This window comes from Burkholderia sp. KL41, assembly GCF_057005415.2.
Genome location: NZ_CM174447.1, coordinates 3,323,419 through 3,346,599, shown reverse-complemented (window position 1 = coordinate 3,346,599; position 23,181 = coordinate 3,323,419). Strand labels below are relative to the sequence as shown.

The window sequence follows — 23,181 nt, the reverse complement described above, 5'->3', positions numbered from 1 at the left end:
TGGCTGTGACCCGCGAAGGCGTCCTGTCCGGAGCGGGAAGGTCCTGACAGGATGTTGGCGTTGGAACAGCGGCAGCTTCGACGGGGGCACTGCAAGTCGGCCCCTAACGATCGACGAACGGCATTGGGGTAGCCCCTGGGTGGCACTCATCCGACGAACCGGGCGAAAGCGCACTGGTCGCCGAATCGGTTTCGAGCTGGTTCAGGCAGACGCGGCGCGGGAATACGACGTTTCGGGGGCAATTACGGAGAACGCTTCGAGAAGCGCGACTGTCGGAGCCATCGATTCAATACTGACACGATCGGCCGTTCAATCCAGATATGGCCAACCTGTCCGGACAGGCAGATCACGCCGAGCATTGCGCACGCGGTAGCGACGCCGGGCCATGTGTGAAGATTCGCGCGCACGTCGACGATCTTCTCGGCGGCCCCGATCACATACGGATGGATCAGATAGATCGAATAACTGGCGGCTCCGAGCGAAGCCACGATGCGGTTCGAGATCGTCCGGTTCAGCATGTCGAGCGCGACCAGCGAGACGATCAGCACGCATGCCGGCATGCCCCACAGCCCAATACGCGCGAACGCTTGTGGTGTGCCGTACGCGGCATGAGATAACGGAATCGCCACGACGGCGCCGATTGCTGCGAAGGCCCAAGCCGGCGCGGCGATTCGGCGCACGATTCCGGTTTGCAGGACCCGGTACGCCAGGACACCCAGGCCGAACTCCAGCACGAACGGTTGCCCGAGATGGTGGGCGACGGTGCCAGGCGTGCCATCGATTGCCGCCCACAGGCAAAGCGACGTGAGCATCAGCGCCGCGAATGCAGTCGCGCGGCGTGCGCGAACGATCCAGAGGCTTGCCGCAACGGCGAGATAGAACAGCATCTCGTACTCGAGGGTCCAGCCGTTCAGGTTCAGCGGGCCCCAATGACCGTTTTCCTTGACGTAAGGCACGAACAGCAGCGATTTGATGAGGTATTCGGGCGCGGCTGTCGTCGTGTTCAGCCAGTGCGGGCGCAGCACGGCGATCGCGTAGATGCCGAGCGTCGTGACCCAGTAGAGCGGCACGATCCGGATCAGGCGCTTGCGGAAGAACGCACGGCCTTCGTTCGGCGCGACCCACGACATGATGAACCCGCTGATCACGAAGAAGACGTCGACGCCGGCCTCGCCGAACGGCAGCACGTGCATGTGATAGGCAACCACCGCGAGGGCAGCGAAGGCCCGGGCGGCCTGGATATTGGGGAAGAACGCGCGTTGGTGCACGGTGTCACGCATGGCGATCTCCGGACGAGGCCGCTCGCGACACCGCTTGACGGTCGCGGTGGCCGGCGGCGATGTCGATCGCACCGGATCTCCGCCCCGGCCCACGCGCCACGCGCGAGCCCCCCGCGAATTGCACCGCGCAAAGCAACGACACGCTCGACAAATGGCGCGTATAGCTGCCGAGATCGGGCTCGAACAGCATCGATACGGCGACATGCCCGATGACGAGGGCGGCAAGCACCTCGCGGCCGGGACCGTCATCGCCCCGCGCACGGCGCCACACGGCGGCCAGCGCGATCCACACGAACACCTGCATCGCGATTTCCTTCGGCCCGGGAGAAAACAGCACCGGCAGATTCAGGCGTAGCACGGCGTACAGGTAGTTGACGCAGAACGCGACGAACGAAACCGGTTCGGCGGGGTTGTTGAAACTGGTGCGAGCGCCGAACGGCGAGCCATATGCGAGGTAGTCGGCCGCCATGTCGCGCGGATGCTGCAGCAGGTAATACACATCGTTCGGCAGCAGGAAGATCGCCAGTACCACGGCCAGCATCAGCACGATCCTGCGCGGCCAGGCACCCTGCCGGAACAGCAGCACGCCGAACGCGATCGCGGGAATCAACGCGAAATAGCTGCGTACAAAGGCTGCATAGGCGCCATACAGCATGACGGCGGCCGCGATCGCGACGAGCGCGGTGCGGCGCTGCGCGATCCGCGCGAGCACGATGGCCATCAGCACGACGAGCGTGTCCTTGCTCGCGACGAACAGGTTGAAGAACACACACGGCGCGAGCAGCACCATGCAGGCTGCCATCGAGCCGATGCGTCTGCCCTGGCCGAGTACGCACCCGATGCAGAGCGCGCCGACCGCGGCGACGAACAGATGCGTACCGGTTGCGCCGAGCGCGGCATAGAGCCGTGCGACCGCATCGAACGACGTACCTTCGTAGGTGCTGGCGCCGCCGATCTGGCTCTGGATCTTCTCCGCATCGCGGAAGATGAATTCGGGCAGAAACGCACCGGCTTTCGCATAGATGCCCCAGTAAGCCAGCACGGCCAGCGCGACGATCGCGCGTATCAGGCCGCGGCTGAGCCGCGGGCCCGCGCAAAGCAGCTTATCCAGCATGATGCGGCTCCGTGGCGGGCAGGATGCGTCGATGCCGGCGCGCGAGTCGTCCGACGCTCAGCGCGAGCATCGCTGCGACCGCGACGCCGGTTGCCAGATGGGCAAGCGCGGCGCCCATGACGCCGCCGCGCGCGATCAGATGCAACGCAACCGGCGGATACAGCAGCGCGATCGCCGTCAACGCGGCCAGCACGACGGCGCCGCCACGCAGCGCGATGGCCGCGGTCCACAGGACATCTGCCGCCGCGCGCAGGACGAACGATGCGAGCAGCACCGCGAGCAGCGCGGCATGGCCGGCGTCCGCCGGCACGTGCGCGTAGGCGAACAGGTCGCGGTACACGACGGCGATGGCCGCCGATGCGAGCAACGTCACGGCCACGCTGGCTGCCGCCGCGCGGCGAACCTGGAGCAGAAACGCGCCGGGCGTATCGGCCAGCGTACGCACGAAGCGCGGGCCGGCCGTCGCGACGACCGTCGCGAACGCAATCGTCTGCACCGCATTGGCGATCGACCAGGCGAATACGTACTGGCCGAGCACGTCGGCGTCCACAAGGCTGCCGGCGATGAAGCGTTCCGCGTATTGCAGCACCACGAGAAGTATGCCGGCCGCGTAGAAAGGCAGCCCGTGAAACCAGACCGGGAACATGCCACCCGAATCCACCACACTTCCGGGGGAACGGATGCCGCGCGCGCGGTGCGCGAACGCATCGATCCGGCGCAGGGACGCGATCACGGCAAATACGTTGGTCACGACCCAGATCGCGAACACCGTTTCGATCGATGGCACGACGCCCGTGAGCAGCCCCGCGCACGCGATACCGGCCCACGCGCCGGTGCGCGCGAACAGCAGCAGCGACGCGGCACGCGGCTGGTGCAGCGAGAACAGCCATCCGTTCGCCTCGAACGCCGCATGTTCGGACAGCGCGACGAGCAGCACGCTCCACGCGAGCGGCGCCGGCAGCCCGAACCGCGCGAGCAGCGCGGCGGGGGCATCGTTCAGTGTCGCCACGGCAAGCGCGATGGCAAGCAACAGGTAGAGCGCGCCATAGGCGACGCACAGCCGGCGCATGTTGCCGATGGCCGGAAGCGGGTTGGCCTCGCTCAGGCGCCGGTTGAGTTCGGGGCTGAAGCCGAGTCCCAGCACTTTCGACGCGATCACCGACGCGGCGACCGCCAGCCCGTACGCGGCGATCGCGTCGAAGCCGAGCGTGCGCGCGACGACGATCGCGAGCGCGAATTTCAGGCCGAGTGCCGAGATCCGCAGGAACAGGCGCGTCAGCATCGTTCACCCGTGCCGGTATCGAGCGCGGCGCGCAACGTATCGATCACGCGCAGGCGGGCCGCGCGAATGCGGGCGAAGCCGGTTTGCGCGGCGTCCCAGAACGCGGCTGTCGCGCCGGGCGCGAAGATCGTGTCGGCGACGGACGCGGGATCGAAGTGCGCGCCGTTGACGACCCAGTCGTCGAGCCGCATGTCCGCATAGGCGCCGAAGCCCTTGCGCTCGTAGCTGACGTGGAATGCCGGCACGCCATGCAGGATCGATTCGAGCGCGCCGTGCAGCCTCACCGACACCGTGACGTCGGGCCGGTCGTGCTCGAGCAGCGTCCTGAGCGGTACCAGTGCATCGCGGATGCCGAGGCGCTGGTAGTACGCGAGATCGTCGTTGCCGCGTCCGGTGCTCTGCACCGCGAAGCTTACGCGGCATGATGCGCTCGCCTGTTCGACGAGCTGCCGGATCGACGCGTCGTAGCGTGCGCGTTGCGCGGCGGACCATGCGGGCGCGCGGCGCAGCACGAACGCCACGTGCCGCACGTCGCCATCCGTGCGCGCCGCGCGTTGCAGGATCGCGTCGCGGCGATGTTCGAAATCGAGGACCGCGAGATCGGGGGCGCGCCGCGTATTCGGATTCTCGGCAAGGAAGGCCGCGGAACGGTCGTCACGCACGAACACCGTGTCGAACGCGGCAAGCAGCGAGCGCAGGTGCGCGCCGACCGGGCCCGCCGACAGCGTGGGCCCGATGCTTTGCGGCAGATACACGGCCGGCTTGCCCGACGCGTGCGCGGCGCGCATCTGCAGCAGGTGCCCGGCTTCGAGCTTGAGCGCCTCGAGCGGATTGCGCGCGCGCAGGTAGCCGCCGCCGACGCCGACGATCAGGTCGGCCTGCTCGAGCAGGTGGCCGAGCGGGCGCAGCCCGCGGTTCGTGTGGACATGCAGCGCGGCGCCGGCAGCGGCGGCCAGCCGGCGCCAGCCGCTACCGGCGAGCACGGGGGCCGGGCGCACGTCGTCGTGGCCGGCAAACGATGCGGGATCGGCGGCGACGATCGACACGCGTGTCGCGTCGCCGAAGGCCTCCCGCAGCAGCGAGACGGACAGGTCGACCAGCAGGCCGTCGCCGGCGTTTCCGGCGCTGTACGCGTGCAGCAGCGCGACGTGGGGAGAGGAAGTCATGCGAGGTGTCCTTGAACGAGTACGCGATACAGGTCGTGCGTGCGCCGGACCATCGTCGCGGCGGAGAAATGGTCGAGCGTCGCCGCGCAGTGGTCGCGCATGGCGTCACGTCGCGCTGCGTCGCGGGCGAGCGCGACGACGGTGCGGGCGAATTGCGTCGTGTCGTCATCGTTCGGCACGACTTCGCCGATCGCGTGTCCTTCGACCAGTTCGGTCACGCCCGCGACGCGCGATGCGACGATCGGCACCCGGGCGGCCATCGCTTCGAGGCACACGTAAGGAAACCCTTCATAGCGGCTCGGCAGTGCGAACAGGTCGAATGCGGAGAAATAGCGGCTGGCGCGATCGACCGGGCCGACGACGTGAAGATTGGGCGGCACGTCGTCGGCCTCGGGGCCGGCCGCGGTCGCAAAGTCGCCGGGGCCGATCGCGGCGAAACGCACGTCGAGGCCGCACTGGCGATAGACGCCGCGCGCGATCCGCACGAGCCGGTCGACGCCTTTCTGGTGGCTGAGGCGCCCGACGAAGCCGACGACGATCGCGTCGTCCGGGAGGCCCAGCGCCTGCCGCGCGGTGCGGCGCGGCAGCGTCGCGGGCGCCGCGACACCGTTGCAGATCGTTGCGACGCGATGTGCGGGGATGCCGAGCGCGTCGTGCAGATGCCGCGCTTCGTCGCGCGAGACGGCGACGATCCGGTGCGAGCGGAAGTGGCCGAGCAACGCTTCGATCGTGCCGTACACGCGGCGTTGCAGGCTGCCCAGGGTCGGGTTGAGCGTGTAGATCGCGTGCGGGGTGTACACGTGCCGCCACGGGCCGATGCACAGACGTGCGACTGCGCCGGCCTTCGAACTGTGGCTGTGCACGATGTCGGGGCGAATCCGCAGCAGGCATCGGTATACGTGCGCGACGGCCCATGCGTCGTGCCAGCCGAGGGCGCGATACATGGGTACGTGGTGCACGCTCGCGCACAGCGACAGCACGCGCGCATCGAGGATCGTGCCGTCGAAGCGCGGGCCGCGCGGCACGATCAGGTGAAGTTCGACGCCGCCGGTTTTGCTCAGTCCGTCGATCAGGTCGGCAAGGTGGACGGCCACGCCGCCGCCCGCCGCCTCGACGACGAGTGCGACACGAAGCGGTCGAATGCGGGGCGCGCGCGACGGGACGGATGTGCCGGCCGCTGGCGATGCGGCGGGGCGCGTTGCTTCACCAGCGGCCCGGCGTTCGAGGTGTCGAAGATCGTTCATCGCGGTGCTCCTCGCCGGAAGCGCGCGACGCGCGAGCGCAGCGACTGTCCGATCGACGACGTGATGCCGCGACGCGGTGGCGTGTAGCGATACTCGGTGTAGCGATACGCGCCGTAGCGCGAACCGTAGCGGCCCGAGCGCGGATCGACGCCGTTGAGCAGCACGCCGCTCGCATCGACGCCGTTGTGCGCGAGACGCCGAATCGCCTCGCCGAGTTCGGCCACACGCGTCGACGCCGCGCGGGCCGCGAGCAGCACGGTGCCCGCATGGCGGCCGAGCACGACGGCGTCGGTGACGGCGAGGATCGGCGCGGTATCGATCACGACGCGGTCGTAGCGGGCCGACAGCGTGTCGAGCAGCGCGCCGACACGCTCGTCGACGAGCAGTTCCGACGGGTGTTCGGGGAGGGTGCCGGTCGGGATGAAGTCGAGGTTGGGGATCACGTCGCGGCGGATCGCCTCGTCCTGCGTCGCGGTGCCGGACAGCAGGTCGCCAAGGCCCGGCTCGCGCCCGACGCCGAGCGCATCGTGCAGGTAGCCGCGGCGCAGGTCGCCGTCGACGAGCAGCACGCGCTCGCCGTTGGCGGCCAGCAGCGCCGCGAAGTTCGACGCAACGAACGACTTGCCGGCGCCGGGCACGGGGCCCGTCAGCAGCAGCACGTTGTTGCGCGCGCGCTGCATCGCGAAGCGCAGCGCGGTGCGCAGGCTGCGCAGGCTCTCGACCGCCGGGTCGTGCGGGTGGAGCACGCTCAGCAGGTGCGGCCCCGGCAGCCGTTGCGCGCTGCGCCGGGCGACCTGTCGCTGGCCGGACGATGCCGGAACGGTCGCATAGACGTCGATGCCGAGCGGCCGCTCGATCTCGTCGGCGCTGCGCACGCCGCCGAACAGATAGTCGCGCACGAACGCGAGTGCGATGCCGAGCGCGAAACCGAGCAGCGCGGCGGCCGCGATCACGACGGGCCGGTTCGGGCGCACCGGGTCTTCGGGTGCGATGGGCGTGTCGACGAGCCGGACGCTGCCGGTCTTGCCGGCCTTGACCAGTTCGAGCTGCTGCGCGTTGGCGAGCAGCGCCGTGTAGAGATCGGTGTCGACCTTCACGTCGAGCATCAGGCGCACGGCGTTCTGCTGCAGGTCGGGCAGGCGGCCGACCTGACGTTCGAACGACTGCTGTTCGCGCGCGAGCGTCGCAATCTGCGCGTCGAGCGCGATCATGTCGGGGTGACCCGGCGCGAAGCGCGCACTCATCGCGTCGCGCTTCTGCTCCAGTTCGAGCCGGCGCGTTTTCGCATCGGCCGATTGCTGAAGCATCAGCTTCGCTTCCTCATCGAGGTCGATCGCGCCGTTCGCATTGCGCATGTCGGTGTAGCGCTGTTCGGCGTCCTGCAACTGCTTCTTGAGCACCGGCAACTGCGCGTTGAGGAACGCGAGCGATTGCGCGGCGTCGGCGGACTTGCGCTCGATGTGCTGGCGCACGTAGTGGCTCGCGACGGCCTGCAACTGAGCCTGCGCGTGTTGCGGGTCGGCGCCGCGCAGCGTCGCGACGATCACGCCCGATTGCTTGATCTTTTCCTGGACGTCGAGCCCGCGGCGCAGCGCGTCGATCGTGCCGGCACGCGATTCGCGCACGAGCGTGAAGCGGGTGCCCGGATGCGCATCGATGCGGGTGACGTCTACGGCGATCGGGCCGTACGTGGTCGGAATCGTCTCGGGACGACCGATCGTGCCCATGACCGGCGCGCTCAGTGCGCCGCCTGTCAGACGGTAGCGTCCGCCGTCGAGCAGCACGAGTTCGAAACGCTCGCCCTCCAGCGGTTTCGGCACGTCGAAGCGCGCCAGTTCGGCGCGCTCGGCGCCCCACGCATAGCCGCCGATGCCCAGCAGGCCGGGGCGTGCGATTCCCGTGTTGAAGCGCGACACGAATTCGCCGACGACCGGGAAGCGCTTCGGCTGCACGACGATGTAGCTGCGCAGCTCGTCGACCGCACGCGTGACGACGAGCCGCGACGCGAGAATCTGCGCTTCGGCTGCAGCGCTCGACTTGATGTCGAACAGCGACGACACGTCGCCGAGTGCGCTCTTCGCGGCCGACGTGTCGCCGCTGTCCTCGACCTGCACCATGATGTCGGCCTGGTACTGGCGCGGTGCGAGGAACGCGTACAGCGTGCCCGCACCCATGCAGGCTGCGGTGACGGCGGCGATCAGCCAGCGCCGGGAAACGAGCACGTCGATCGCGCCGGCGAGATCGAGTTCGGCGTCGCGGTCGGGCGCATGCTCGTGGGAAGGTGTGGATGTCATCGGTTCGAATCGGAAAGGGCAAGCGTGGTAGGGGCGGCCGGTGCGATGCGCGCGCACCATGCGTCGACGCCGCATTCGATGAGCCGCAGGCTGTGCTCGAACGACGCGCGCGGGCCCAGGTAGGGATCGGGGATGTCGAAGCCTTGCGCACGGCCGGTGGACGGACCGGGCATGCCGAGCAGGAACACGCGGCCGCGCATCGCCGGCAGGCGGCGTTCGAGCCGCTGTTGCTGGTCGGCGTCCATCGTCAGGATCAGGTCGGCGCGCATCGCGAGCCCGGGTGGCACGCGGCGCGCGCGGTGCGCGGCGATGTCGAGGCCGCGCTCGCGCATCAGGTCGACCGCATGCGGATCGGCCGGCTGGCCGTCGCGCGGGCCGAGGCCTGCCGATTGCACGTCGACGCCCGGCAGCCGCGCGCGCAACAGCGCTTCGGCAATCGGGCTGCGGCAGACGTTGCCGATGCACACGACGAGCAGCGTGGAGATCGCGCTCATTTGACGGCGAGCGCCGCGGTGGCGCTGGTATTGACGCCCGGCAGCAGCAGGCTGAGCACGCGGCTGAAGCGCACGAGGCCGTTGCCGTCGACATAGACGATGTCTTTCGGCTGCAGCTCGAACTCGTTCGCGAGCACCATCGACACCGGCGAGCGCGCGTCGAGGTGGAACACTTGCGGGCTGTCCGTGCCCGAGCCGCGGATCACGAACATCTGAGCCGCGTCGGCCGTGCCGGCGTTCACGCTGCCGGCCTGGGACAGCGCGTCGGACAGCGTCAGGCGCCCGTCGCGCAGCGGCACCGCGAGCGATGGCTTGTTGACTTCGCCCATCACGTACACGCCGTAGTCGCTGCGGGCCGGCACGTGAAGAAGATCGCCGGCGGCGAGCACGACGTCGGCCGGATTGCGGCCGTTGCGCAGCATCCGGCTCAGGTCGAGCGGATAGGTCACGCCGTCGCGCACCAGCGTCATGCGGCTCTGGTCGGCGGCCGGACTGAGGCCGCCCGAGCGGCCCAGCGCCTCGTACAGCGTCATCGGTACGTCGTTGACGGGCTGGGCGCCCGGCGTGCGAACCTCGCCGTCGATGTAGACCTGCTGCGAGCGGAACGACGCGACGCGCAACGTCACCTGCGGGCCGCGATACACGCGCGACAGCGCGGCGACGATCCGCGCCTGCGCGGCGTCGGCGGTCAACCCCGCGACGTGCACGGCGCCCGCGAACGGGAACGACACGTTGCCTTTCGGATCGACGACGAAGCCGGATGCCGGATCCGCCGCGCGCGGCGCGTTCTGCGGCGCGGGGCCTTGCGACGCCGCGAGTTCGGGGTGGTCCCACACGGTGATCTGCAATACGTCGCCGGGGCCGATCCGGTATGGGCCGGGCGATGCGGCAAGCCGATCGGACTGCCCGGTTTGCCGGCTCGCCGATTGCGCGTCGAGTTCGCGAATCAGGCCGGCATCGATCGGCGTGATCCGGAACGCGGGGGCACCGCTGGCGGCGTGCGCGTCTGTCGTGTCGGACGGCGGGCTCATCCGCATGCCGGGCGCGAGAACGCAGGCCGACAGCGTGACGCTCGCGGCCATGGCCAGCAGCAAACGCATGCAACGCGGATGGGCGGTATCGGATCGATCGGGTGTCGGGTTCGTCATCAGTTATCCTTAGTGATGGGCGGCGCTTCGAAAGGCGCGCGTTGCGTGCAGGTCAGTACGCGTTGTGATGCACCCAGCCGCGCAGAACGGTGGCCGAGACGATCCGCATGTCGAGCGAGAACGACCAGTTGCGCAGGTAATGGAGATCGGCCTCGACGCGGCGCTGCATCTTCTCGATCGAGTCGGTTTCGCCGCGCAGCCCGTTGATCTGCGCCCAGCCCGTGATGCCCGGCTTCACGCGATAGCGGTGGATGTAGCCGTCGACGATCGGCTGATACAGGTTGTCGTGCTGGAGCGCGTGCGGGCGCGGCCCGACGACGGACATCTCGCCGCGCAGCACGTTGACGAACTGCGGCAGTTCGTCGAGGCTCGTGCGGCGCAGGAATGCGCCGATGCGCGTGATGCGGGGATCGCCCCGCGTGGCCTGCCGCACTTCATGGCCGTCGTCGTGCAGCCGCATCGTGCGGAACTTGAGGATCGTGAAGGTGTTGCCGTTCGCGCCCTGGCGCTGCTGCCGGAACAACGCAGGGCCCTTCGAGGAGAGCCGCACCGCCGTCGCGATCGCGAGCAGCAGCGGCGCCGTGCCGATCAGCACCGCGGCCGCGAACAGGCGATCGAAAACGGCCTTCTGAAGCAGCGCGCGGGACGACAACGGCGACGCGACGAGATTGATCGCCGGCGCGCCGACGAGGTCGACCATGCCGCCGTCGAACATCGTCATCGTGCTGACGTCGGGCATGAGCCGGATGTTGACGAGATCGTTGCGGAACGCGTCGATCACGGCCATCACGGTGCGCGTGTCGCCGATCGGCAGCGCGAGCCAGACCTCGGGAATCGCGTGCGCGCGTACGTGCTGCGCGAACGCGTCAAGCGCATCGAAGTGCGGGACGTCGGCGTGGCCATCGGGGCGAGCATGGTCGGGATCGAATGTGGCGGCGGCGCGGAATCCTGCCGACGGCATCCGCGCGATCCGGTCGCGCACCGCGTCGCAATGGGCGCCGGTGCCGACGATCGCGACCGGGTAGCCGCCCGCGGGCGGATGCCCGATCCGCCCGAGCGTGCGACCGGCGACGAGCCGCGACACGCAGAGCGCGGCGCCGCTTGCGGCCGTCCAGACCAGGTACCAGTTCGCCGGAATGCTCGACTCGGGCGCCAGCGTGCGCATCACGAGCGCGGCGCAGCCTTGCGCGAGCAGCCACGCGAGTGCGGTGCGGAACGCCGCTCGGCGTTTCGGCCGACCGTCCGGCATCCGGTAGATGCCGAACGCGGGGAACAGCATCAGCGCGAACGTCGCCGCGCAGGCAACGGCAGCCAGTTCGGGCGAGCGATCGGTGCCCGTATCGGGCAGCACCAGCGCCGCGGCCAGTGCGCCGGTCGAGATCAGCGCGACGTCGGACACGCGTGCGAACGATCCCCCCGCGATGGGCGACACCTGTGCTTGCCGGATTTCGAATGGCGTATCCATATACCCCTGCCCCTTTCGATTGGTCGGATGGGCGGTGCGTCGTGCGTTTTCGATGGCGATGCGCTGCCACCCCCGGGTCGGGCCGAGGGGCGGCGGTCTTGCAGTGCATGGGATGGGCAATCGATGGACGACGACGGCGCCTGATTTGTCGGCCGGTTGCGCGCGTGCATCGGCGGTTCTGGCCTTGCTATTGCGGGCGAATGCTTGCGAAACGTTGCAATCGACTCAACTGTTTCAATTTTCGGTAAGCAGGGAGGTGATTTAAATAGAACGCTTACTAAATGGGACGCGTAAGGCTTGGTACAGGTACGAATGATTTGGGAGCGCGTCACATCGTCAATTTTTTTTGACGGACAAGTCCCGTCCGATGCAGGCGGTGGTCAGCGTGGAGGAAACGGGGGATGCCGCGTGCGAAGCGGCTGGGGAGGGCGTGAAAGCGGCGGCGCACCGCGATGGGACGGGGCAAGCGGCAGCCAAAGGACGCAGGACGCGTCACAACGAAGAAACGGCGCCGCCCCGATGTCGACAAAGTCGACCGGGCCGGCACCGTGACGGCGCGCACGCGGGCGCGCCGGATCGCGATCGCTCGGGCGTCACCCGTTGCGGAAAATCTCCGCATACGCACTCAACGCCGGCACCCCGCCGAGATGCGCATACAGCACCTTCGACCCCGGCTCGAATTCTCCGTTGCGCACCTTGTCGATCATCCCGTGCATCGATTTCCCTTCATAGACGGGATCGGTCAGCACGCCTTCGAGCCGCGCGCACAGCCGGATCGCTTCCAGCGTGCCGTCGTTCGGCAGGCCGTATTCCGGGCCGGCATAACGCGTGTCGAGCACGACGTCCTGTTCGTCGATGCGGCGCCCGAGTTCGACGATTTCAGCGGTATGCCGCGCGATGCGCGTGATCTGCGCATGGGTCTTTTCCGGTGTCGCCGACGCGTCGATGCCGATCACGCGGTTCGCGCGCCCGTCGGCCGCGAAGCCGACCACCATCCCCGCCTGCGTGCTGCCCGTCACCGAGCACACGACGATGTAGTCGAACTTGAAACCGAGCTGCGCTTCCTGCGCGCGCACTTCTTCGGCGAAGCCGACGAAGCCGAGCCCGCCGAGCGGATGCTCGGAGCAGCCGGCCGGCACCGGATACGGTTTGCCGCCCGCCTGCCGCACGCTTTCCATCGCGTCTTCCCAACTGCGGCGAATGCCGATGTCGAAGCCGTCCGCCACGAGCCGCACGTCGGCGCCCATCATGCGCGACAGCTGGATGTTGCCGACCCGGTCGTACACGGGGTCGTCGTAGTTGACCCAGTGCTCCTGCACGAGCACGCATTTCATTCCGAGATGCGCAGCGACGGCCGCGACCTGGCGCGTCTGGTTCGACTGGACGCCGCCGATCGATACGAGCGTGTCGGCGCCCTGCGCAAGCGCGTCGGGGATCAGGTATTCGAGCTTGCGGGTCTTGTTGCCGCCGAACGCGAGGCCGCTGTTGCAGTCCTCGCGTTTCGCATACAGCTCGACCTTGCCGCCGAGGTGCGCACTCAGGCGCTTGAGCGGCTGGATCGGGGTCGGGCCGAACGTCAGCGGATAACGGGGGAAACGTTGCAGGTTCATCGACTCGGGTCTCCGGAAAGGCAGGATGGGTACGGGAAGCAGCTCGTTCGGGAAGTGCCGGCGCGCGGCCTCCCGATGGAAAAATGATAGGCAAGCGCGCACGAAATAAGCTTGCGAAATAAATACCATCGGCCTACGTTGATAATGAATCAGGCGATGTAGAAGCAATTACGGATCGAAGAAATGGAGAGTGACGCAATGAAATTAAGTAGAAATGCCGCGGCGCCGGCCGACGCGGCGCCCGCGCTCGACCGCATCGATCGCGCGATCCTCAGGCAGCTTCAGCAGGACGCGTCGATCTCGAACGTGAGCCTCGCCGCGAAGGTGAAGCTGAGCGCGCCGGCGTGCCTGCGGAGCGTCGAGCGGCTCAAGGAGATGGGGATGATTCGCGGGATCGTCGCGCTGCTCGACCCGAAGCCGCTCGGGGCCGGCATGCTCGTCGTGATCGGCTTCGTGCTCGACCGCTCGACCCCGGAGGCGTTCGCCGCGTTCGAGAAGGCCGCGCAGAAGGTGTCGGGATGCGTCGAATGCCACGTCGTGACCGGCGAGTTCGACTACTTCATGCTGGTGCGCACGCGCGACAACGAGAGCTTCAACCGGCTGCATGCGGAGCAGCTGATCTATCTGCCGGGCGTGCGGCAGGTGCGCTCGTTCATGGTGCTCAAGGAGATTCTGTCGACGCACGCGTTACCGGTGTAGTGCGGTTCGGCGGCGGGCGGTGTGGAGCGCGAGGCATCAATGACCGTCGGTGGTCACGACATGCAACGGCCGATCCATGCAAAAACGCCGCGCAGGTCGCGCGGCGTTTTTGCGTCAGCGTTGCCAGGGCGGCGTATCCGGCGATGTGTCGTGCCGGTAGCGTTCGCGCGCGGCCCGCACGATGGCCGGGGCGATCTCGTGCTCGTCCGCCAGCGCCTTCAGCGCCGCGAGCACGATGCTTGCACGATCGACCTCGAAGAACGCGCGCAGCGCATCGCGCGTGTCGCTGCGGCCGAATCCGTCGGTACCCAGCGTCACGTAGCGACGCGGCACGTACGCGCGGATCAGTTCGGGCACCGCGCGCACATAGTCGGTCGCGGCGATCACGGGCCCGCGCGTCGCGCCGAGCGCGCCGGTGACATGCGGCATGGCGTGCGGGTGGTCGTCGTCGAGCCGCGCGCGACGCTCGGCCTCCATCCCGTCGCGCTGCAGTTCGGTGAAGCTCGTGACGCTCCACACGGCCGCATCGATGCCCCAGTCTTCCTTCAGCATGCGTTGCGCGGCGATGACTTCGCCGAGGATCGCGCCCGCGCCGAGCAATTGCACCCGCGCCGTCGCATGCGATTCCGCCGCCAGCGGATACATCCCGCTCAGGATTCCTTCGCGCAAGGCTTGCGCATCGCCGCCGGGCATCGAAGGCTGCGCGTAGTTCTCGTTCGTCACCGTCACGTAATAGAACACGTCGCGCTGCTGCTCGACCATCTCGCGCATGCCCGCATCGACGATCGTCGCGACTTCGTACGCAAACGCCGGATCGTACGCGCGGCAGTTCGGAATCGTCGATGCGGCGAGATGGCTGCTGCCGTCCTGGTGCTGCAACCCCTCGCCGCCGAGCGTCGTGCGCCCGGACGTCGCGCCGACGAGGAAGCCGCGCGAGCGCTGGTCGGCGGCGGCCCAGATCAGGTCGCCGATGCGCTGGAAGCCGAACATCGAGTAGTAGATGTAGAACGGCAGCATCGGCAGGTCGTGCACGCTGTACGACGTCGCGGCGGCGATCCACGACGAGATCGCACCCGCTTCCGAAATACCTTCCTCGAGAATCTGGCCGCGCGTGTCCTCGCGGTAATAGAGCATCGAGCCGAGATCCTCCGGCTCGTAGCGCTGGCCGAGCGGCGAGTAGATGCCGACCTGCCGGAACAGGCTCGCCATGCCGAACGTGCGCGCTTCGTCGGCGACGATCGGCACGACGCGCGGGCCGAGCTCGCGATCCTTGATCAGCGCGGCAAGCATGCGCACGAGCGCCATCGTCGTCGACATCTCGCGGCCGGCCGCATCCAGCGCGAACGCACCCCAGGCCGGCATCGAAGGGACGGTCAGCCCCTTCGATGCCGCCATCCGCCTTCTGGGCAGATAGCCTCCCAGGGCAGCCCGGCGGGCATGCAGGTAACGCATTTCCGGGCTGTCTTCCGCTGGCTTGTAAAACGTCAACTGCTCGACGTCGCTGTCCGACAGCGGCAACCGGAAGCGGTCGCGAAACGCCTTCAGATCGTCGACGTCGAGCTTCTTCTGCTGATGGGTCGTCATCCGGCCCTGGCCGGCCGCACCCATCCCGTATCCCTTCATCGTCTTCGCGAGGATCACCGTCGGCTGGCCGCGGTGCGCGAGCGCACGCGCATACGCGGCGTGCAGCTTGCGCGCGTCGTGGCCGCCGCGGCGCAGGCGGTCGATCTCCGCGTCGGTGAGCTGCGCGGCGAGCGCTTCGAGCGCAGGGTCCTGGCTGAAGAAGCGCGCGCGGTTGTATGCGCCGTCGTTCGCGGAGAAGGTCTGGAACTGCCCGTCGACGGTATGGGCGAATGCGCGTGCGAGTGCGCCGGCGTGGTCGCGCGCGAACAGCGGATCCCAGTCGGAGCCCCACAGCACCTTGATCGTGTTCCAGCCGGCACCCGCGAATTGCGCCTCGAGTTCGTCGATCACGCGGCCGTTGCCGCGCACCGGGCCGTCGAGCCGCTGCAGGTTGCAGTTGATCACGAACACGAGGTTGTCGAGCCCCTCGCGCGCGGCGAGCGACAGCGCGCCGAGCGATTCGGGTTCGTCCATCTCGCCGTCGCCGAAGAAGCCCCACACGGTGCGGCCCGCGGTGTTCGCGAGGCCGCGATGCTGCAGGTAGCGCATGAAGCGCGCCTGGTAGATCGCGTTGATCGGGCCGATGCCCATCGAGCCGGTCGGGAACTGCCAGAAGTCGGGCATCAGCCACGGGTGCGGATACGAGCACAGCCCGGGCCCGGTGATTTCACGGCGATAGTGCGTGAGGTGATCCTCGCCGAGAAAACCTTCGAGATACGCACGTGCATAGACGCCCGGCGACGAATGCGGCTGGAAGTACACGAGATCGCCGCCCGGGCCGCTTTCATCGCCCGCGCCGGCCGGCGCCGCGCGGAAGAAGTGGTTGAAGCCGACTTCGAACAGGTCGGATGCCGACGCGTAGCTCGCGATGTGGCCGCCGAGCTCGCCGTACGCACGGTTCGCGCGCACGACCATCGCGAGCGCGTTCCAGCGCAGCGCGGCGGACAGCCGTTCCTCGAGATCGGCGTCGCCCGGATAGGGCGGCTGCTCGTGCGCGGCGATCGTGTTCACGTACGGCGTGACCGGGCCGCGCGGCGCCGCGAGCCCGCGGGTGTGCGCGTGCGCGGCGAGCCGGCCGAGCAGGTACTGGGCGCGCTCCTTGCCGACGTGCGCGACGACGGCGTCGAGCGCCTCCAGCCATTCGGCGGTTTCTTCAGGGTCGGTGTCGGCGTGAGCGCCGCCCGCGCGCCGCGTGGCGTCGATACCGTTCGACAGGTCCGTCATCGCAGGTCTCCCGCGCGCCGGTTCAGAGCGGCGCGCATCAGTGGCAATCGGTCGGATCATGCTACCCGCCGATCCGCAAAATATGCGTCTGATTTCATTGGGATTTCGCGCGCCGATAGTGTAAATATTCCAGTTGTGGCCACTCTTCCGGAATATTTCGACCATGAGTTCAAACCCGCGGCGGCTCGACCGCATCGACATCGGCATCCTGAACCAGCTGCAGCAGAACGCGCGGATCACGAACGCGGAACTCGCGCGTGCGGTGAACCTGTCGGCCACGCCGTGCTTCAACCGCGTGCGCGCGCTGGAGAAGCTCGGGTTGTTCCGGCAGCAGGTCACGCTGCTCGACCCCGAGCCGCTCGGGCTGCGGATCAACGTGTTCATCCAGGTCAGCCTCGAGAAGCAGGTCGAGGACGCGCTGCAGCGCTTCGAGGAAGCGATCTCGCAGCGGCCCGAGGTGATGGAGTGCTACCTGATGTCGGGCGACGCCGACTACCTGCTGCGCGTCGTGATGCCCGACATGCGCACGCTCGAGCGTTTCATCATCGAGCGCCTGACGACGATCCCCGGCGTATCGAACATCCGGTCGAGCTTCGCGCTGAAGCAGGTGCGCTACAAGACCGCGCTGCCGTTGCCGGCGTCCGGACTGACGCTCGTCGATCCGGACGAGGCGGCATCCGACTGGAGCTGAGCGGGGAGCCGCAGGCGCGCCTGCCCGGTTTCCGGCCGCCGGCTGCAGTCGGCAACCATGACAAAGCGCCGACGATTGCCCGACGCCGTCGAAAGGGGCCGCGTGCGGCACGACGGATCGCTGCCGCGGCGGCGTGCAGGGCGCTTGCGTCTTCACGACGCCGCGCGGCACGATCGCGTATGCTCGTCCCGTCAGCGGCAACGGCGGCCGCCGTTGCCGGATCAATCGTGTGACGACCGATCAACGAGCGAGGGCATGATGGCTAGACAGACGATGGCGGAATACCTGGCGAAGACGCTGGCGGCAGCGGGCGTCGAGCGTATCTGGGGCGTGACGGGCGACAGCCTGAACGGCCTGTCGTTCAGCTTGAGCCAGATCGGCTCGATCCGCTGGATGCATACGCGGCACGAGGAAAGCGCCGCGTTCGCGGCCGGCGCGGATGCCGCGTCGACCGGGCGGCTCGCGGTGTGCGCGGGCAGTTGCGGCCCCGGCAACCTGCACCTGATCAACGGCCTCTACGACTGCCACCGCAATCATCAGCCGGTGCTCGCGATCGCCGCGCACATCCCGTCGACCGAGATCGGCCTCGGCTACTTCCAGGAAACGCATCCGCAGGAGCTGTTCCGCGAGTGCAGCCATTTCGCCGAACTCGTGACGAACGCATCGCAGTTCCCGCGCGTGCTCGCGCGCGCGATGCGCACCGCGATCGACGAGCGCGGCGTCGCGGTGATCGTGCTGCCGGGCGACATCGCGCTGGGCGACGGCCCGGACGAAGCGCCGGCATGGAGCGAATCGGCGCCTCCGTCGATCCTGCCGGCCGACGCCGATCTCGACCGGCTCGCGGCGCTGCTCAACGCGTCCGACGCGGTCACGCTGCTGTGCGGCAGCGGCACGCAGGGCGCGCACGACGAGGTGGTCGCGCTGGCCGACACGCTCGGCGCGCCGGTCGTGCATGCGCTGCGCGGCAAGCAGTTCGTCGAATGGGACAACCCGTTCGACGTCGGGATGACGGGGCTGATCGGCTTCAGCTCGGGCTATCACGCGATGGAATCGTGCGACACGCTGCTGATGCTCGGCACGGATTTCCCGTACCGGCCGTTCTATCCGTCGAACGCGAAGATCGCGCAGATCGACTGGAAAGGCTCGCAGCTCGGCCATCGCGCACCGCTCGCGCTCGGCCTCGTCGGCACCGTGAAGGAAACGATCGCGGCGCTGCTGCCGCGCCTGACGCGCAAGACGCAGCGGCGTTTCCTCGAGAATGCGCTGAAGCACTACGCGGCCGCGCGCAAGGGGCTCGACGATCTCGCGGTGGCCGAGCCGCCGGGCCGCGCGATTCATCCGCAATACCTGACGAAGATCGTCGACGAAGTCGCGGCGGAGGACGCGATCTTCACGGCCGACGTCGGCACGCCGACGCTGTGGGCCGCGCGCTACCTGACGATGAACGGCAAGCGGCAACTGCACGGTTCGTTCAATCACGGCTCGATGGCGAATGCGATGCCGCAGGCGCTCGGTGCGCAGGGCGCGCATCCGGGGCGGCAGGTGGTGTCGCTGTCCGGCGACGGCGGGCTGTCGATGCTGCTCGGCGACCTGCTCACCGCACGCCAGCTCAAGCTGCCGGTCAAGATCGTCGTGTACAACAACAGCCTGCTCGGCTTCGTGTCGATGGAGCTGAAGGCGGCCGGCTATCTGGACACGAACGTCGACCTGAGCCCGACCGATTTCGCGGCGATCGCGAAGGGCGCGGGCATCTTCAGCGTGCGGGTCGAGCACTCGGAGAACGTCGAGGAAGCGCTGCGCATGGCGTTCGCGCATGACGGGCCGGCCGTCGTCGACGTCGTCACGTCGAAGTACGAGCTCGCGATGCCGCCGAAGATCGAACTCGCGCATGCGAAGGGCTTCAGCCTGTTCATGCTGCGCGCGATCCTCAGCGGGCGCGGCGACGAGATCGTCGAGCTGGCGAGAACCAACCTGCGATGAGACGGGCCGCGCACGGGGCGGGCGTCGGCCGTTGATCCGGTACGAATTGATCAGGGGAATCAGGGTCAATCTTCACGTCGCCTTAAGTTTGCGTTTCCTAGAATCGATTTGATCGTCGCGCTTCCTGCGACGGACCGATTCGTCCAGGAGGATGCGCATGCCAAAGCCCCGTGTCGCCGTAGCCCTGTTCCATGAAGTCTTCGGCGCGTCGTTGCCGGTGGCGCAATCGCTCAAGGGCCGCCCATGATCTGGCCGAACGCGTGGCGTGTGTCGGCACTGTTCGTGCGCGAGTGGGTCGGCCGTCCGGCCGCGGTGGGCGCGTTGTGCCCGAGTTCGCGGCAGCTGGCGCGCGAGATGGCCGACGCGGTGCCGGACGGTGACGGGCTGGTCGTCGAGCTCGGCGGCGGCACCGGCGCGATCACCGCGGCCTTGCTCGAACGCGGCGTCGCGCCACGGCGGCTCGTCGTGGTCGAGCGTTCGCCCGCGTTCGTCCAGCATCTGCGGCGACGTTTTCCGGGCATCTCGATCGTGTCGGGCGACGCGCGGCAGCTCGAACGCCTGCTGCCGCCCGACGCGCGCGTCGACGCGATCGTGTCGTGCCTGCCGCTGCGCACGCTGCCGCGCCAGGACGTGACGGCGATCGTTGGCCAGTGCCATCGCGTGTTGTCCGCCGACGGCGTGATGATCCAGTTCACGTACGACCTGCGGCCGCCCGGGCGGCATCCGCTGGGCGATCCGGCATTTGTCGCCTGCGGCAGCCGGATCGTCTGGGCAAACATTCCGCCTGCGCGCATCGTGACCGTGCGCAACATCGCCGCCGAACACGCGGAATGACGCCGCAGCACGCGCGGCGCGCGGCGGTGGCGTCTCGCCACCGCCTTTCATAATTCATTCGCTACCTTCCAGTTTCCATTCACATTGCCGTCACATCCGGTTCCTACCATCGCCTTTCATTTCGAAAGCATCAACGGCGGGGAGAACCGGCACCATGAATCGAATCAAAACGGCGGCGCTACTGTGCGCGGGCGCCCTTGCGCTCGCCGGATGCGGCAGCGATGACGGCCCGACCAGCACGTCGCCCACCCAGCCGCCCGTTCAGACGGCCGCGCGCAACGTGATCTTCTTCCTCGGCGACGGCATGGGGATGACGACGCTGACGGCCACACGCATCTACGGCGTCGGTGAAGACGGCGCGCTCACGATCGATACGCTGCCGGAAACCGCGTTCGTGAAGACCTATTCGAACGATGCGCAGGTGACGGACAGCGCGCCGTCGATGTCGGCGTACATGACCGGCGTGAAGACCAACAACGAAGTGATCTCGATGTCGCCCGACACGAAGGCGATCGAGCCGAGCGCGAGCCTGACCGGCAATTGCGGCGCGAACAACGGCAAATCGGCGACGACGCTGCTCGAGATCGCGAAGGCGAAGGGCATGGCCACCGGTGTCGTGACGACCACGCGCGTCACGCACGCGACGCCCGCCGCGACCTACGCGCACGTGTGCCATCGCGACGCCGAGAACGACATCGCGGCGCAGCTCGTGCCGGGCGGCGCGGGCTACAACGGTGCGCTGGGCGACGGCGTCGACGTCGTGCTCGGCGGCGGCACGCAATTCTTCGTGCCGAAGGACGGCGGCGGCAAGCGCACCGACGGCCGCAACCTCGTCAACGAGCTGAAGGCGAAGGGCTATGCGTTCGCGCAGAACCGCGACGACCTGCTGGCCGCCGATGCGATGAAGAGCGGCAAGCTGGTCGGCCTGTTCTCGTCGAGCCACATGAGCTACGACCTCGATCGCGGCGCGACGAAGGAGCCGAGCCTCACCGACATGGCGACGCGCGCGCTCGACGTGCTGCAGAAGAATCCGAACGGTTATTTCCTGATGGTCGAAGGCGGCCGGATCGACCACGCGCTGCATGACACCAATGCGAAGCGCGCGCTGCAGGACACGGTCGCGTTCGACAACGCGATCAAGGCCACGCTCGACAAGGTGCGCAAGACCGATCCCGACCTGAAGAACACGCTGATCGTCGTCACGGCCGACCACGACCACACGCTGGTGCTGAACGGCTATGCGGCGCGCACCGGCAAGACCGAAGCGGGCAAGGCCGGCGTGCTGGGCGTGCTGCGCAACTACCAGACGGGCGCGGTCGCGAAGGACGCGGACGGCGCGCCGTACACGATCATCGGCTTCGGCAACGGCGAGAACCGCGTGCAGGGCAGCCGCGCGGGCACCGCGCTCACCGACGCGGTGACGGGCGCCGACGACTATCGCCAGGAGGCGGTCGTGCGAATGGACAAGGGCAACGAGACGCACGGCGGCACCGATGTGTTCCTCGGCGCGATCGGCCGCGGCGCGGATGCGTTCCACGGCGTGATCGAGAACAACAAGGTCTTCGAGCTGGTGCGCAACGCGGTGCAGCTGTGAGCGCCGACTACACGGGTACAGGGGAATACAGGATGTCGACCATCAAGTGCATCGCGGCGGCGCTGGCCGTCGCGGGTTTCGCATGCGGCGCGGCGCAGGCCGCCGGCCAGGCGAAGAACGTGATTTTCTTTCTCGGCGACGGCATGGGGCCGACGACCGTGACGGCGAGCCGGATCTACAAGGTCGGTGAGTCGGGACAACTGACGATGGAGAAGCTGGCGCGCACCGCGCGCATCAAGACCTTCTCGAACGACGCGCAGACGACCGACAGCGCGCCGTCGATGGCCGCGTACATGACCGGCGTGAAGATGAACAACGAAGTGCTGTCGATGTCGTCCGACACGCGCGCGGTTGCACCGGGCAGCGACGCGAACGGCAACAAGACGGTCAACAACTGCGCGCCGGGCAACGGCCAGCCGGTCGCGACGCTGCTGGAACTGGCGAAGGCGCGCGGCAAGGCGGTCGGCGCGATCACGACGACCGAGCTCACGCACGCGACGCCTGCCGCGACCTATTCGCACATCTGCCATCGCGACGCGCAATACGATATCGCCGTGCAGGCGGCGCCGGGCGGCGCGGGCTACAACGCGGCGCTCGGCGACGGCGTCGACGTGCTGATGGGCGGCGGCCGCAACCACTGGACGCCGTTCGATCCGGTGGCCAACAAGCGCGGCCGCGCGGACGGGCGCAACCTGCTCAACGAGATGAAGGCGAAGGGCTACACGGTCGTCGCGACGAAGGATCAGCTCGCGCAGGCCGGCAACGGCAAGCTGGTCGGCCTGTTCAGTTCGACGAGCCATCTCGAGTACGAACTGGACCGCGTCGCGGGCAAGGGCGAAGGGCCGTCGCAGCCGAGCCTTGCCGAGATGACGTCGAAGGCGATCGACGTGCTGTCGAAGAATTCGAACGGCTATTTCCTGATGGTCGAAGGCGGCCGGATCGATCACGCGCTGCACGGCACCAACGCGAAGCGCGCGCTCGAGGACACGGCGGCATTCGACGAAGCGATTCGCGTCGCGCTGTCGAAGGTCGACCTGTCGAACACGCTGATCGTCGTGACGGCCGACCACGACCACACGATGACGATCAACGGCTATTCGAAGCGCGGCAACCCGATTCTCGACATCAGCCGCAACTATCGCGACGGCCAGCCGAGCAAGGACGCCGACGGCAATACCTACACGACGCTGGTGTTCGGCAACGGCGCGAACCGGCCGAACGTGCGCGCGTCGGTCGATTCGGCCACCGCGACGAACGATGCGTATCTGCAGGAAGTCGGCGTGCGGATGGGCAGCGCCGGTTCGGAAACGCACGGCGGCGGCGACGTGATGCTGTTCGCCGACGGTGCCGATGCGAAGGCGTTCAAGGGCACGATCGACAACACGAAGGTGTTCGGTCTCGTGCGCTCGGCGTTCGGTTTCTGAGGCGCGTGATGGCAC

Annotated in this window: 17 protein-coding genes; 6 read left to right on the top strand and 11 right to left on the bottom strand. The window is 68.2% G+C overall.

The window, feature by feature from the left end:
* Nucleotides 1–242 precede the first annotated feature (242 nt).
* The 10 genes from PQB87_RS32425 to PQB87_RS32380 all read right to left on the bottom strand — a co-directional run bounded on the left by PQB87_RS32425 (nt 243) and on the right by PQB87_RS32380 (nt 13,097).
* Complete coding sequence (locus tag PQB87_RS32425; RefSeq protein WP_489243309.1) at nt 243–1,280, bottom strand: acyltransferase family protein; 1,038 nt, start codon at nt 1,278–1,280, stop codon at nt 243–245.
* Entirely contained in the window at nt 1,273–2,394 is a 1,122-nt protein-coding gene (locus PQB87_RS32420; protein WP_489243308.1) for a hypothetical protein, read from the bottom strand. Before PQB87_RS32420 ends, PQB87_RS32425 begins: the two co-directional genes overlap by 8 nt.
* Nucleotides 2,384–3,676 carry an oligosaccharide flippase family protein gene (locus PQB87_RS32415; protein WP_489243307.1) on the bottom strand — a complete coding sequence of 431 codons (1,293 nt, stop codon included), beginning with the start codon at nt 3,674–3,676 and terminating at the stop codon, nt 2,384–2,386. The genes PQB87_RS32420 and PQB87_RS32415 overlap by 11 nt, the downstream gene beginning before the upstream one ends.
* Complete coding sequence (locus PQB87_RS32410; RefSeq protein WP_059687249.1) at nt 3,670–4,842, bottom strand: polysaccharide pyruvyl transferase family protein; 1,173 nt, start codon at nt 4,840–4,842, stop codon at nt 3,670–3,672. Before PQB87_RS32410 ends, PQB87_RS32415 begins: the two co-directional genes overlap by 7 nt.
* Complete coding sequence (locus tag PQB87_RS32405; protein ID WP_489243306.1) at nt 4,839–6,086, bottom strand: glycosyltransferase family 4 protein; 1,248 nt, start codon at nt 6,084–6,086, stop codon at nt 4,839–4,841. Before PQB87_RS32405 ends, PQB87_RS32410 begins: the two co-directional genes overlap by 4 nt.
* Nucleotides 6,083–8,380 carry a polysaccharide biosynthesis tyrosine autokinase gene (locus tag PQB87_RS32400; RefSeq protein WP_489243305.1) on the bottom strand — a complete coding sequence of 766 codons (2,298 nt, stop codon included), beginning with the start codon at nt 8,378–8,380 and terminating at the stop codon, nt 6,083–6,085. The genes PQB87_RS32405 and PQB87_RS32400 overlap by 4 nt, the downstream gene beginning before the upstream one ends.
* Nucleotides 8,377–8,874 (bottom strand): low molecular weight protein-tyrosine-phosphatase, encoded by a 498-nt coding sequence (locus PQB87_RS32395; RefSeq protein ID WP_489243304.1) that lies wholly within the window; start codon nt 8,872–8,874, stop codon nt 8,377–8,379. Before PQB87_RS32395 ends, PQB87_RS32400 begins: the two co-directional genes overlap by 4 nt.
* Nucleotides 8,871–10,022 (bottom strand): polysaccharide biosynthesis/export family protein, encoded by a 1,152-nt coding sequence (locus PQB87_RS32390; RefSeq protein WP_489243303.1) that lies wholly within the window; start codon nt 10,020–10,022, stop codon nt 8,871–8,873. The genes PQB87_RS32395 and PQB87_RS32390 overlap by 4 nt, the downstream gene beginning before the upstream one ends.
* Before the next feature lie 52 nt (nt 10,023–10,074).
* On the bottom strand, nt 10,075–11,487 hold the full coding sequence (locus PQB87_RS32385) for an undecaprenyl-phosphate glucose phosphotransferase (RefSeq protein ID WP_489243302.1): 1,413 nt from the start codon (nt 11,485–11,487) through the stop codon (nt 10,075–10,077).
* A gap of 593 nt (nt 11,488–12,080) precedes the next feature.
* A complete protein-coding gene (locus tag PQB87_RS32380) occupies nt 12,081–13,097 on the bottom strand; it encodes a 1-aminocyclopropane-1-carboxylate deaminase (protein ID WP_059687243.1) in 1,017 nt (338 codons plus the stop codon).
* A 198-nt stretch (nt 13,098–13,295) separates the two neighbouring features.
* Here PQB87_RS32380 and PQB87_RS32375 point away from each other — a divergent pair, with 198 nt between their 5' ends.
* Complete coding sequence (locus tag PQB87_RS32375; protein WP_489243301.1) at nt 13,296–13,796, top strand: Lrp/AsnC family transcriptional regulator; 501 nt, start codon at nt 13,296–13,298, stop codon at nt 13,794–13,796.
* Between the two features lie 114 nt (nt 13,797–13,910).
* Here the strand turns inward: PQB87_RS32375 and mdeB are convergent, their stop codons facing one another.
* Nucleotides 13,911–16,643: an alpha-ketoglutarate dehydrogenase gene (gene mdeB, locus PQB87_RS32370; RefSeq protein ID WP_489243300.1), complete on the bottom strand. Its 2,733-nt coding sequence runs from the start codon at nt 16,641–16,643 to the stop codon at nt 13,911–13,913.
* Nucleotides 16,644–16,806: 163 nt separating this feature from the next.
* On the opposite strand from mdeB, the gene PQB87_RS32365 reads away from it, so the two are divergent.
* From PQB87_RS32365 to PQB87_RS32345, 5 genes are all read left to right on the top strand, one after another.
* Nucleotides 16,807–17,334 carry an Lrp/AsnC family transcriptional regulator gene (locus PQB87_RS32365; RefSeq protein ID WP_027789923.1) on the top strand — a complete coding sequence of 176 codons (528 nt, stop codon included), beginning with the start codon at nt 16,807–16,809 and terminating at the stop codon, nt 17,332–17,334.
* Nucleotides 17,335–17,592: 258 nt separating this feature from the next.
* Nucleotides 17,593–19,314 carry a ubiquinone-dependent pyruvate dehydrogenase gene (poxB, locus tag PQB87_RS32360; RefSeq protein ID WP_059687241.1) on the top strand — a complete coding sequence of 574 codons (1,722 nt, stop codon included), beginning with the start codon at nt 17,593–17,595 and terminating at the stop codon, nt 19,312–19,314.
* A 243-nt stretch (nt 19,315–19,557) separates the two neighbouring features.
* The gene (locus PQB87_RS32355) at nt 19,558–20,148 is read left to right on the top strand and encodes a class I SAM-dependent methyltransferase (RefSeq protein ID WP_059687240.1); all 591 of its coding nucleotides are present in this window, start codon (nt 19,558–19,560) and stop codon (nt 20,146–20,148) included.
* Nucleotides 20,149–20,302: 154 nt separating this feature from the next.
* Entirely contained in the window at nt 20,303–21,742 is a 1,440-nt protein-coding gene (locus PQB87_RS32350; RefSeq protein WP_489243299.1) for an alkaline phosphatase, read from the top strand.
* A 32-nt stretch (nt 21,743–21,774) separates the two neighbouring features.
* Nucleotides 21,775–23,166, top strand: coding sequence for an alkaline phosphatase (locus PQB87_RS32345; RefSeq protein WP_489243298.1), 1,392 nt, complete (start codon nt 21,775–21,777; stop codon nt 23,164–23,166).
* Nucleotides 23,167–23,181 lie beyond the last annotated feature (15 nt).